The organism is Corynebacterium haematomassiliense (assembly GCF_013978595.1).
Lineage (GTDB): Bacteria > Actinomycetota > Actinomycetes > Mycobacteriales > Mycobacteriaceae > Corynebacterium > Corynebacterium lehmanniae.
In genome coordinates this window covers 1-12,442 of sequence record NZ_JACDTZ010000003.1, presented here as the reverse complement: position 1 = coordinate 12,442, position 12,442 = coordinate 1, and the positions used below count along the sequence as shown (strand labels likewise).

Genomic DNA, 12,442 nt, shown 5'->3' with positions numbered 1-12,442 from the left:
GACAGGGAAGTCTAGCTACCGCAGCGCGACGTAGAGCGCCAGCGCCGCGCGCCAGTTCGTCGGGCTGAAACCCGCGGCTGTGATCTTGTCCAGCGCCAGGGTGGATTCGCGCGGGCGCGGCGCTTCCACGCCGAATTCGGCGCCGTACTGCTCGGTGGTCACGGGGTGGACGTCCGCGGGGTCGCCGCCGACGGCCACAAACACGGCCATGGCGATCTCGTCGCGCGTGACTGTGTCGCCGTCGGAGGTGATGTTGTACACGCCGTACTCCGCACCCGTGTCGAGCAGGTGCGCGATGCCTTTCGCCAGGTCTTCGGCCCAGGTGGGGCGCCCGCGCTGGTCGCACACGACCTTCGGCGCGACGCCCTTGTCCGCGAGGTCGGCCATCACGGACATGAAGTTGCGGCCGTCGCCGAACACCCAGCTCGTGCGCACCACGTAATGCTTCCGCGCCACCTGCGCCGCTGTGTCGCCCGCGGCCTTCGACGCGCCGTACGTGCTCAGCGGTGACGGCACCTCCGCCTCGTCGTGCACCTCGACGCTGCCGTCGAAGATGTAGTCGGAGGAGACATGCACCAACGTCAGGTCGTGGGCATTGCTTATCGACGCAAGCTCCGCCGGCGCCGCCGCATTCACCGCCCATGCCCCGGCCCGGTCGTCCTCCGCGCCGTTGACGTCGTTGTAGGCGGCGCAGTTCACGATGGCCCAGTAGTCCGCCCAGTCGATGCTGGGCGGGTTCGTTATGTCGAACTCGTCGTGGCTCACGAAGTGGGCCTGATCCTCGGGCCAAATCTGGCGCAGCGCGCGCCCTAACTGGCCGTTGGCGCCGGTGACGAGGATGCGGCGTGGGGGGAGCGGAGTGGCGTCGATAAGCATGGGGTGCTCGAGGTCCTTGGCGGACAGCTCGGTGGGCTCGAGCGGCCAGTCGACTTCTTTGTAGGAGCAGAACGCGCCGCCGGGGGAGTAGCGCTGGTTGACCAGGTAGATGTAGGTGGTGTTGTCCTCGAGCGCCTGGAAGCCGTTGGCCACGCCGCGCGGGACGTATACGGCGGTGTCCGGCCCGATCTCGCAGGTGAACTTCTCCCCAAACGTGGCGGAGCCTTCGCGCATGTCCACCCACGCGCCGAACACGCGGCCGGTGGCCACGGAGACCCACTTGTCCCACGGCTCGGCGTGCATGCCGCGGGTCGCACCCCGCCGGGCGTTGAAGCTGACGTTGTGCTGCTTCGGGGTGAGTTTTTGGCCGGACCAGTTCTCTTTGAACCAGCCGCGGTTGTCTTCGTGGACGGTGAGCCGGTGGACCTCGAGGCCGTCGATGGTGGGGTTGTTGCTATTCACGATGGATGATTAGAACCCCAGAAGCTTCCGCGTTGTTCGTGCATTGGATTCTGCCCGCTTCCGGGCTTTCTCGGCATTGACTCTGCGACTGGCTTCAAGACGCTGACGGCGAGCATCAACGGTTTTTTGGTCCAGTCGTATCGCCTTAGGCGAAAAATTGGTGCTCATGTAACTCACTCCTTCATGGTTCACGGCCGGTCCGCTGCATCTCGGAACGCTGCAAGCAAGCGCGCAATAGTCAAAAGATTGGATTCGTCTCGTTCGTCGAAGTCCATGCTCATCGTGGTGTCTACGGTGAGCAAACCATACGCCAGGCTACCACCTGATCCCGACACTGAAGCCGAGACGAAGCTGCGGTACTTCCTCCCAGAAATACCGTTTTGACGTTCGGTTTCTGCGTCAGATCTAACGAGCACCAACATTCTCTGAAACCGTTCTTCACCCACTTTATGGGTCCGGGGCAGGTCGTCGTCGCACCCAGAGTAGGACTTAGGGACTAGCGTCTCGTCCCCGTTCTCATCCTCGCCGTGCTCGAAATAGATCACTCTCGGGTTGAATGCTCCAAAAACTTCTTCTGCCAGTGCGTTTGTAAGCTCATCGCAAGCGCTTTCATACGCGTCGATTCGATCCTGTTTGTCTAATTGGTCAGACACCGGCAGTTTCGCAATGGAAAAGGCAGCAAGTTGGTTTGTAGCGAATTCGCGTTCATGCTTGGACTCGTTTTCCTCGCGCTGCCAGCGCTCGTGAGTAGTTGAGACAGCTAGCGGGCCGACACCGACGAGAAGCAGCAGCGCTCCGATCCAGAAGGAACCAACACCTATTAGCTCTCCCAGCGAGTGGTTTGCGGCTGCGGCGGACAGGAAAATTCCTCCTACCAGGGTGAAAATCCACGGCCCGACGGTTACAAAGAATACCTCTGCTGTAAGCAGAAGCCTTCGCCGATGCCTCATGTCGCCCCCCCTTTTTTCTGCAGGTCAGTGTATCACTGCCCCCGCTGCGCGTACCCGCGTTCAATGCCTGCCTTATCGTTTTCCCACCACCAGCGGTTGTCGGTGTACCAGGCGATGGTCTGCTCCAGCCCGCTGCGCAGGTCCGTGTGCTTCGGCGCCCAGCCGAGCTCGCGGCGCAGCTTAGTGGCGTCCATGGTGTAGCGCTGGTCGTGGCCGGGGCGGTCGGCGACGTGGACGTATTCGCCGCCCATGAGCTCGCAGATGGTCTCGATGACCTGCTTGTTCGTGACGTGAGCGTCACCGGAGCCGGGCGAGCTCGCGCCGATGTTGTAGGTCTCGCCGATGCAACCGCGCTCCAAAATCGCCAGCACGGCGTCGTTGTGGTCGTCCACGTGGATCCAGTCGCGCACCTGCGCACCGGTGCCGTAGAGCTTGGCGGGCTGGCCGGTGAGGATGTTGGTGATCTGGCGCGGGATGAACTTCTCTATGTGCTGGTAAGGCCCGTAGTTGTTGGAGCAGTTCGAGATCGTCGCGCGCACCCCGAACGAGCGCACCCAGGCGCGCACGAGGTGGTCGGAGCCGGCCTTCGTCGCTGAGTAGGGCGAGGAGGGGTTGTACGGCGTGGTCTCGGTGAACGCGTCAGTGCCGCCGAGCTCGAGGTCGCCGAACACTTCGTCGGTGGAGATGTGGTGCAGGCGCTTATCACTCTTGCGCACCGCCTCCAGCAGTGCAAACGTGCCGACAAGGTTGCTGTGCACGAACGCGGACGGGTCACGCAGCGAGTTGTCGTTGTGCGATTCGGCGGCGAAGTGGATGACGGTGTCGTTGGCGGCCACGAGCTCGTCGATAAGCGATTGCTCGCAGATGTCCCCCTCGACGAACTCGATGCCCTCGGGCAGGTTCGCGCGGGTGCCTGCGTAGGTGAGCTTGTCCACGACGGTGACGCGGAAGCTTTGCGACGCCTGCCGGACAAAATTCGCCCCAATGAACCCCGCACCGCCAGTGACAAGCAAACGTTCCATGGCCAGCTACCTTACAAGGCCCGCCAGGTGCACGAGCGCGCCGACGATCGGCCCGGCGAATAGCGCCACCACCACGGTTGTGGCAACGCCCCACGGCGCGAGGAAGAGCACGGCGAACGCGGTGGCGGTGGCGGCGAGCCAGCCGGCGACGTAGAACCCGTGGCGTTCCAAGGCAAGCACGGCCACGCCGGTGATCATGAGCATGCCCATGAACGCGGAGGCGAAGGTGAGCAGGCCCAGCGTGAGGCCGCCCACGAACAGCTCCGGCTTGTACGCCACCCGCAGGATCCACGGGCCGATCAGCCAGGCCGCCGCGAAGCCGATGAGGCCGACGCCCAAGATCGCGCTGACGGGCGCGGCGAGCGCCCTGTAGATGCTGCCGCGGCGCTCGACGAAGCGCACCACCAGCGCCGATTGGAAGCGCTGCAGCGGCACCAAGACTGGCGCGCGGGTGAGCATGACGGCGTTGTTGACCGCGGCAACGGTCGCGCCCGCGGTTGCGGCGGGGAAGGCGGCGGAGGCGGCGGTGGGAAAGCCCGTGATCAGCGCGGCCGACGCCCCGGAGGCCACCATGGCGGAGCCGACGCGGCGCAGAAACGCCCCGCGGTCCACGTCCAGGTGCACCCGCACCGGGGCGAGCGCCAGGATCACCGCCCAGCTCAGCGCGCCGATGACGGTGATGATCAAAAACTCCACCAGCCCGCCGCCGAGCGCCCACACCACCACGGCCAGCACGAGGCGCACGCCGGAGTCCAGGGCGACCAGCGCGGCGTAGCGGTTCCACAGCCCGGAGCCGCTCAAGACGCCGGAGAGCACCGCCTGGAAGGCGTAGCTGATCAGGCCCAACGCCAACAAGCCCGTGGCCGTGCCGGGGTGGGTGGGCACGATGCGGCCCATGGCGAAAACCCCTGCCAGCAGCACCACCGCCGCGACAACCGCGCCGACCGCAGCGCCGAGCTTCCACGGGTTGGCGCTGCCACGCACGTCCGTTTCGCGGGAGGCTGCCACGGCGCGGGTGGTCTCCTGCGTGATGCCGTCGATGAGCCCGGTGCAGGCGAAAAACAGACCCCAGTAGGCCAAAAAGGAGTTGTAGCCGTGCTCCGCGTCCAGCGCCCAGCTGGCGATCCACATGACCACAAAGCCGCTGGCCGCGGCGAAGATGGTGGCCAGGGAGAGGTTTCTCACGGGCACTCCGGAAGTTCGGGGTGGTTGATCCACGCGTCGATCACGTCGCCGACAGCGATGCCCTGGCGCGCGAACGCGTTGACCAGGTCGAAGGGCTCCACCACACCGTGGGCGCCGCGGGCCACGTAGTCCCGGACCGCAGCGAAAAACGCCGGGTCGCCGGCTTTGCGGCGCAGCGCGTGCAGCGTGATGGCGCCGCGTTTGTACACGCGGTCGTCGAACATGTCGCGCGCGCCCGGGTCGGCCAGGGTAAACCGCATGGGCGTGATGTTGTCGTAGTGGGTGCGCACGGAGGCGTCGATAGGCATCTGCCCCGAAAAGTCCGCCCACAGCCACTCGGAGTAGCAGGCGAAACCCTCGTTGAGCCAGATGTCCTCCCACTGCGCGATGCCCAGCGAGTTGCCGAACCACTGGTGCGCCAGCTCGTGCGCGATGAGGCGCTCGTTGCCTCGCAGGTGGTTCACGCCGAAGATGGACAGCCCCTGGGCCTCGAGCGGGATCTCCAGATCTTCTTCGTGCACAACCACCTGGTAGTTCTCAAACGGGTAGGGCCCGAAGACGGTTTCGAAGTAGTCCAGCATGGCCTGCTGCTTGTCCAAATCGCCCACCTGGGTCGCCGCCGGCAGCCACGCCACCGTGTTGCGCCCTAAATCAACGCGGTGGAACTGGCCCACCTGCACCGTGGCCAGGTAGGTCGCCATCGGGCGGGCGGTGGTGTTGGTCACCGCGACGTACCCGCGGTCCGCGCGCACGTTGAAGGTGTAGGTGGCTTTCTCGTCCGGGGTGTCGTCGCAGGGGAACCAGGACGGCGCGCCGTTGGGCTGGTTGGCGGTCAGTGCGCCGTTGTCCAGCTCCTCCCAACCCAGCATGCCCCAGGCGGTGCGGCGCGGGCGCGGGGAGCCGGCGTAGCGGATGGTCAGCTGCAGCTCAGTGTCCACCGGGATGAACTGGTCGAAGGTGATGCGCAGTTTGCCGCCGTGGTGGCGGTAGCGCTTGACGTCGAAGCCGTTAGACGCCTCCACGCGGCGCACCGACAGGCCCTGGGTGAGGTCGAGGGTGAGGTGGTTCAGCTCGCGCCACGTGTTCAGCGTCAGGGTCGCAGTTGCTTCGAGACGGTTCGGGGCCACCTTGTAGTCGAAATCCAGGTTGTAGTGCGTGACGTGGAAGCCCAGGTTGAACTCCACGCCGGTGTAGCGGTCGCGGGTGCCGGGGATGGGGGTGGAGCGAAGCCTCAGGTTACTCATATCGCCGGGAAGTCTACGCCAGCGGTTGGCCGATCTTGTCGTCGATCCACTGGTAGATCAACGCCTCCACCCGCGACACCTGTGCATTATCCGCGGCGCCGGCGTGCCCGCCTGCGGTGTTCTCGAAATAGTCCACCGGCTGGCCCGCCCGCCACAGGGCGAGCGCGAAGGTGCGGGCGTGGGCGGGGTGGACGCGGTCGTCGCGCGTGGAGGTGGTCACCAGCGCCGGGGGATACGCCACGTCCTCGCGCGGGCGGACGTTGTGCAGCGGCGACCAGGTTGCAATCGCTGCGCGCTCATCGACGTTGTCCGGGTCGCCGTACTCCGCCATCCACGACGCGCCGGCGGACAGGGTGTGGTAGCGCAGCATGTCCGTCAGCGGCACCTGGATCACGGCCGCGCCGAAGCACTCCGGGTACTGCACCAGCGCGCCGGAGGTGAGCAGCCCGCCGTTGGAGCCGCCGCGGATGGCAATCTGCGCAGGTTCGGCGTAGCCGCGGGCGACGACGTCCTCGAGCACCGCCTTGTGGTCCTCCCACACCTTGTGCCGGTTGGTTTTGACCACCTGCGAGTGCCACTCGGGGCCGAACTCGCCGCCGCCGCGCAGGTTGGGCTGGACGTAGAAGTTGCCCTGTTCCAACCATGCGATGCCGCGCACGTTGGAAAACGCGGGCGTGAGCGAGACCTCGAAGCCGCCGTAGCCGCCCACCAGCGTAGGACGTGCACCAAGGGAGAAGTCGCCGGTGATGAAGTACGGCAGCCGGGTGCCATCGGCGGAGGTCACCCAGTGCTGGCGGGTTTCCAGCCCTGCCGTGTCGAAGTGGGCAGGCGCGCGCTTGGCCTCGGTGAGTGCGCCGGAGGCGTCGCCGCGCAGAAGCGTTGTCGGCGTGGTGAAGGAGGACGCGGCGACCCAGAACTCGTCGCCGGCCAGCGGGCTGGAGGCAACGACGTGCGCGCTCGCGGCCTCCGGCAGCGCGAGCTCGGTGCGCTCCCAGGTGCCCAGCGCGATGCGGGAGATGCTGGTGGCCACGTCCACCAGGCAGGTCAAAAGCAGCGCGTTTTCAGTGAACGCGATCGCTTCCACGGTCGCGTCCTGCTCCAGCACGGCGAACTCTCGGCCGCCCTGCTGGAACGCTTCGAGCTCGATCACGCCGAGCGCGCCCGCGGGCACGCCCGCGAACTCGGTGCGCGGCTGGATGAACAGCCACTTGCGGTGGGGGATGGCGTCGCAGTCGTCCGGCACGTCCAAAAACTCGCCGTCGACCCACGTGCGCGAGGTGTAAAAATCGAGCGCCCGCGTGACGACGGTCCTCCGGTCCACCACGTCAAACCCCGACCACACGCCAACGTCGTCGGGTTCGCCGGTGAAGGTGACGGTCTTGCCGCCGTCGCGGGTCCAGCGCGCCACCTGCATGGGGTAGCCGGAGTTGGTCACCGTGCCCGGTCCCTCGTCGGTGCCCACCAGGATGGTGTCGCGGTCCACCCAGTCGACGGAGGATTTCGCCTCGTCGACGGTGAAACCACCGTCGGCCGCGCCGACGAAGGCACGGTGTTCAAGGTCGAATTCGCGCACTACCACCGCGTCCGCGCCGCCTCGCGACAGGCGGATCAGCGCCCGGTCCCAGCTCACAGGCAGCACGGTGGCGCCCTTGTACACCCAGTCCTCGCCTTCTTCCTCGGCGAGCGTGTCGACGTCGAGGAGGACCTCCCAGTCGGGTTGCTCCTCCCCGAGGAACGAGGCGAGGGTCGTGCGCCGCCAGAGTCCGCGCTGGTGGTCCCCCTCGCGCCAGAAGTTGTACAGGTACTCGCCGCGCCGGGTGACAAACGGGATCCGGTCGTCCGAATCCAACGCGGCGCGGATCCGCTCGCGCAGCGCGGACGAATCGAGCCGCGCTTCTGTCGCGTCGGACCACTCCCGGGCCCATTCGAGGGCGGGGGCGGCCGTGAGGTCGTCGAGAAGCTTGGGCTCGATGTCGCGCACGCTAGACCCCCAGGGCAGGCTTGATGGTGGTGTGCCAGGCGCGGTCCATGTCCTCGGTCCAGTACGGCCACGAGTGGGTGCCCACGTTGCGCAGCTCGAAGTGCGCCGGGATGCCCAGGCCGTCCAGCTTGGCCTTCAGGTCGTGGGTGCACTTGTTCACCGCGGCCTCAATCACGCCGCCTTCGACCTGCAGCACGGCTGCACCGGCCTGCGCCGCCGGCATCGGGGCGCCCTTGCCCAGCAGGTAGCTGACCTGGTCCGGGTGCCCCGCAAGGCCCGAGCCGGAGGAGATGTACAGGCGGGTGCCGCGCAGCTTCTCCGCGCCCAGAAGCGCGTCGTTGTAGCGGTTGTACGGCCCGTTCATCGGACCCCACATCATCTCCGGGGTGACCGTCTGGAAGTTCGGGGTGCCCGCGCGGTTGACGGTCAAGCGCGCGAAGTTGTAGCCGTGCGGCGAGGACGTGGACGCGCAGCCGGAAAACGCCGCCGCGGCCTGGTACATCCCCGGGTTGTGCTGCGCGAACAGCAGGGCAGAGGTGGCGGACATGGACACACCCGTCACGGCGCGGCGGCCGTTGGCACCCACCACGCGCTCGATCGGGCCGGGCAGCTCCTTGGTCAAAAACGTCTCCCACTTCTGCGGGCCGTTGACGTAGTCGGAAGCGACGTCGTCTTTCACCCAGTCCGTGTAGTAGGAAAACGCGCCAGCCTGCGGCACCACCACGTTCACGCCCTTGCCGGCGAAGTAGTCCTTCACCGGGTAGAGCTTCAGCCAGTCCTGGTTCTGCTCCGCGCCGCCGGCGCCGTTGAGCAGATACAGCGTCGGCGCGTTGCGCACGCGGTTGCCGGCGGCGTCGGTGGCCGGGACGACCGCGACCGGGATGTCGCGGCGCATGGAGGGGGAGTACACGTTGTAGGACAGCACCGTCTTGTGGTCCACCTGGTTGACCCACTCCTGCGCCTGGCCGGTGCGGGTGATCAGCGGCGGGTTCGTTCGCGCGTCCCACGCCTTCACAATTCCCTCCTGGCCGGCCGGCTGGGCGGACACCGCCGGAGCGCCGGAGCATGCGAGGGAGACTGCCGTGAGGGCGGCAAGCGCCGCCGCCTTGATCTTCTTCATCTGTGTATCCAGTCCTGGGGGAGGGGGTTAAACTGACAGGCAATTATTGCGCCATTCTATGGGACATTCGTTACTGTAGTGGCCAGCGTTACGCGTGTGGTGTGTTGCGCCCCGCCCTGAAACCCCGAAAGGACCCCAACATGAACCCCATCGAAACTTTCCAGGTGCAGATCAACCAGATTCTCGGCGAGCTCGTGCACGCAGGCTCGTCCATGTCCTCCACCATCGCCTACGGCATGGGCATGTTCTAAAACGCGCTATCGCGCGCAAACCGAAAACGGCGCCTCCCGGCTCGAAGCGGGGAGGCGCCGTTAGGCGTGGAAAGCAAGTGCCTACTGCTCCAGGCCGAGCGCCTTCTTGAACACCTTCTCGTAGGAAAGCTTCACGTCGTCGCGCCAGGACGCCCAGCTGTGGGTGCCCACATTGCGCAGCTCAGCGTGGGTGACCTCCACGTCGTTGGCGCGCATCTTCACCATCAGATCGTGGGTGCAGGCGTTCATCGCCGCCTCGATCACGCCGCCTTCAACCTGCAGCGTCATCGCATTCGACAGCGCACGGGCCGAAGCCGCATCCGGGTCCACGCCGTACGTATTGATCAGGCGGTCCTTCAGATAGCCCGGTGTATCGCTCTCGCCCGCCAGGCCGGTGCCGGTGGACAGGTATACCGCGGTGCCCTTCAGATCCGCCGCGTTGACCAGTGCGTCGTAGTGGCGGTTGTAGTCCGAGCCGCGCTCGCCGAAGATGTACTCCGGCGCCATCACATTCGGCGCGCCGCGGCTGACGGTCAGGTCCAGGTACTGCCACGGAAGCGGCGTCGAGGTCGCCGCGCAACCGGAGAAGGAACCGACGGCGTCGTAGAAGCCAGGGTTGTGCTCCGCCAAAAGCAGCACGGAGGTCGCGGCCATGGACAGGCCGGCAGCCGCGCGGTGCTCCTGGTCGGCGTTCATGTACGGCTCAACCGCCTGCGGCAGTTCATCCGCCAGGAAGGTCGACCACATCTGCTTGCCGTGGTAGAAGGGGTTCGTGTCCGTGTCCACCGGCGGCTCGGCCGCCCAGTCCACGTAGTAGGAGAATGCGCCTTCCATCGGGATGACCACGTTCGCGCCGGAGTCCTTGTACGTCTTCTCCAGCTCGTCGTAGGCCTGCGCGACCCAGTCGGTGTCCTGTTCGGAGCCGCCGGCGCCGTTGAGCAGGTAGACGGTCGGGGCGTTCTCCTTGCGCTCGCCGTTTTCGTCGGTGGCGTAGAAGATCGCCACCGGGATGTCGCGCTCCATGGACTCGGAGTACACGCGGATCGCCTCGTTGTCCCAGGTGCCGCGGCTGCCTGCGAGGATGCGCACCCACCTCTGGTCCTTGCCGTTGTAGGTCTTCGGGGCCTCACCCAGTGGCTTGATGTTCGGGTGCTCGTCCGTCGGCTCCGCCTCTGCGGTGGTGGCCGCGGTCGAGCTCAAGCTTGTCGACGGCGTCTCCGGCACCACCGTCGTCTCCACAACCTTCGGCTTCTCCTGGGGCGACGTCGGCGTGCTCGTGGCCGGACTCGTGGTCGCGCTGGTTGTCGTGGTCGGGCTCGTGGTCGAGCTCGCGGTGGTGCTGGAAGTCGGGGTCTCAAGCGAGGTCTGCACCGTCGTCGCCGCCGGGGACAGGGTGGTGACCGGCTTCTCGGCGCCGCCCTCCGCGAAGTGCTGGACCGCGGGCACGGAGCCCGCGGCGATAAGGGCGGCGGCGCCCAGGGCTACCGCCGTGCGAGTGAACTTCACAGTGAATCGCTCACTTTCATTCAAAAAACAAACAAGATGCTTCGCAACATTTTGCCAGACGGGCACGTACGATATGCAGCGTGAGTAAAGAACATTTTGACGTTGTTGTCCTCGGCGCTGGCCCCGGTGGCTACGTCGCCGCCATCCGTGCAGCTCAGCTGGGTAAAAAAGTAGCTGTTATTGAGAAGCAGTACTGGGGCGGTGTCTGCCTCAACGTGGGCTGCATCCCCTCCAAGGCCCTGATCAAGAACGCTGAAGTGGCTGAGATCTTCAACCACGATGCGAAAACCTTCGGCATCAAGGGCGACGTGGAGTTCGACTACACCGACGCCCAAAAGCGCTCCCGCAAGGTCTCCGAGAAGATCGTCGGCGGCGTGCACTACCTGATGAAGAAGAACAAGATCCAGGAGATCAACGGCCTGGGCTCGTTCAAGGACGCGAACACCATCGAGATCACCGACGGCGACGACAAGGGTATGACCGTCACCTTCGATGACTGCATCATCGCCACCGGCGCTGTGGTGCGTACCCTGCCGGGCATCGAGCTGTCCGAGAACGTGGTCTCCTACGAGGAGCAGATCCTCAACCCGGAGGCTCCGGAAAAGATGGTCATCGTCGGTGCAGGCGCGATCGGCATGGAGTTCGCCTACGTGCTGTCCAACTACGGCGTGGATGTCACCGTCATCGAGTACCAGGACCGCGTCTTGCCCAACGAGGACAAGGACGTGTCCAAGGAGATCGCGAAGGCCTACAAGAAGCTCGGCGTGAAGCTGCTGACCGGCCACGCCACCACCGAGGTGCGCGACAACGGCGATTCCGTCGAGGTGGACGTGAAGAAGAACGGCTCCGACGACGTGGAGACGCTCACCGCGGACCGCGTGATGATCTCCGTCGGCTTCGCCCCGCGCACCGAGGGCTACGGCCTGGAGAACACGGGCGTCGAGCTCACCGAGCGTGGCGCGATTGCTATCGACGAGCGCATGCGCACCAACGTCGACAACATCTACGCCATCGGCGACGTCACCGCGAAGCTGCAGCTCGCCCACGTCGCTGAGGCGCAGGGCATCATCGCTGCCGAGACCATCGCGGACGCGGAGACCCTCGAGATCGAGGACTACATGATGACCCCGCGCGCCACCTTCTGTAACCCGCAAGTCGCCTCCATGGGCTACACCGAGGAGCAGGCGAAGGAGAAGTGGCCGGACCGCGACATCAAGGTTGCCACCTTCCCGTTCTCCGCAAACGGCAAGGCAGTGGGCTTGGCGGAGACCGCTGGCTTTGGCAAGCTCGTCGCGGACGCCGAGTTCGGCGAGATCTTGGGCTGCCACCTCGTCGGCGCAAACGTCTCCGAGCTCATACCGGAGGTCGTCCTCGCGCAGCGCTTCGACCTCACCGCAGGCGAGATCGCGCGCTCCATCCACATCCACCCGACTCTGCCGGAGGTGATCAAGGAGATCGCGCACGGCATCGAAGGCCACATGATCAACCTGTAAGCCTTCGCTTTACGACGCACCAAAGGCGGGCCCCGCTTTCTGGCAGGGCCCGCCTTTTTGCGTGCCGTGGCAGCCGCCCGCGCGAATCCGTGGATCGTCTAGCGGCGCGCGCGACCCTGCTAGACGATCAGCAATCCCCGATTGTATTTCCCCAGGTCGTAATGAAGCTGATGTTCATTACCAGCGTGACCGTCTAGCAGCGCTTCGACACCGCTAGACGAACACTGTCATGTCTTGACACTTTTTGGACGCAGAGTCTGGTGAGTTTTTGGACGCGGAGTCTGGTGACTTATTGGACATCATGTCTGATGACTTGTTGGACACTGCGGTGGAATAGCCGGATGGCTATTTC

General features: G+C 65.6%; 9 protein-coding genes. 1 reads left to right on the top strand and 8 read right to left on the bottom strand.

The features are described from left to right. Positions 1 to 15: 15 nt before the first annotated feature. From H0193_RS11675 to H0193_RS11640, 8 genes are all read right to left on the bottom strand, one after another. Entirely contained in the window at positions 16 to 1,338 is a 1,323-nt protein-coding gene (locus tag H0193_RS11675) for a sugar nucleotide-binding protein (RefSeq protein ID WP_181890083.1), read from the bottom strand. Positions 1,339 to 1,526: 188 nt separating this feature from the next. Then, positions 1,527 to 2,288: a hypothetical protein gene (locus H0193_RS11670; protein ID WP_181890082.1), complete on the bottom strand. Its 762-nt coding sequence runs from the start codon at positions 2,286 to 2,288 to the stop codon at positions 1,527 to 1,529. 32 nt (positions 2,289 to 2,320) lie between these two features. After that, a complete protein-coding gene (gene rfbB, locus H0193_RS11665; protein ID WP_181890081.1) occupies positions 2,321 to 3,310 on the bottom strand; it encodes a dTDP-glucose 4,6-dehydratase in 990 nt (329 codons plus the stop codon). Positions 3,311 to 3,316: 6 nt separating this feature from the next. Further along, positions 3,317 to 4,495, bottom strand: coding sequence for a hypothetical protein (locus H0193_RS11660; protein ID WP_181890080.1), 1,179 nt, complete (start codon positions 4,493 to 4,495; stop codon positions 3,317 to 3,319). Beyond that, positions 4,492 to 5,739, bottom strand: a complete 1,248-nt coding sequence (locus H0193_RS11655) for a M1 family metallopeptidase (protein WP_181890079.1) — start codon at positions 5,737 to 5,739, stop codon at positions 4,492 to 4,494. Before H0193_RS11655 ends, H0193_RS11660 begins: the two co-directional genes overlap by 4 nt. A 13-nt stretch (positions 5,740 to 5,752) precedes the next feature. Beyond that, the gene (locus H0193_RS11650) at positions 5,753 to 7,720 is read right to left on the bottom strand and encodes a prolyl oligopeptidase family serine peptidase (protein WP_181890078.1); all 1,968 of its coding nucleotides are present in this window, start codon (positions 7,718 to 7,720) and stop codon (positions 5,753 to 5,755) included. 1 nt (position 7,721) lies between these two features. Further along, positions 7,722 to 8,840: an alpha/beta hydrolase gene (locus H0193_RS11645; protein ID WP_181890077.1), complete on the bottom strand. Its 1,119-nt coding sequence runs from the start codon at positions 8,838 to 8,840 to the stop codon at positions 7,722 to 7,724. A 332-nt stretch (positions 8,841 to 9,172) separates the two neighbouring features. Then, positions 9,173 to 10,597 carry an alpha/beta hydrolase gene (locus H0193_RS11640; RefSeq protein ID WP_269952130.1) on the bottom strand — a complete coding sequence of 475 codons (1,425 nt, stop codon included), beginning with the start codon at positions 10,595 to 10,597 and terminating at the stop codon, positions 9,173 to 9,175. An 80-nt stretch (positions 10,598 to 10,677) separates the two neighbouring features. On the opposite strand from H0193_RS11640, the gene lpdA reads away from it, so the two are divergent. Further along, complete coding sequence (gene lpdA, locus H0193_RS11635) at positions 10,678 to 12,090, top strand: dihydrolipoyl dehydrogenase (RefSeq protein ID WP_181890076.1); 1,413 nt, start codon at positions 10,678 to 10,680, stop codon at positions 12,088 to 12,090. The last annotated feature ends 352 nt before the right edge of the window (positions 12,091 to 12,442 follow it).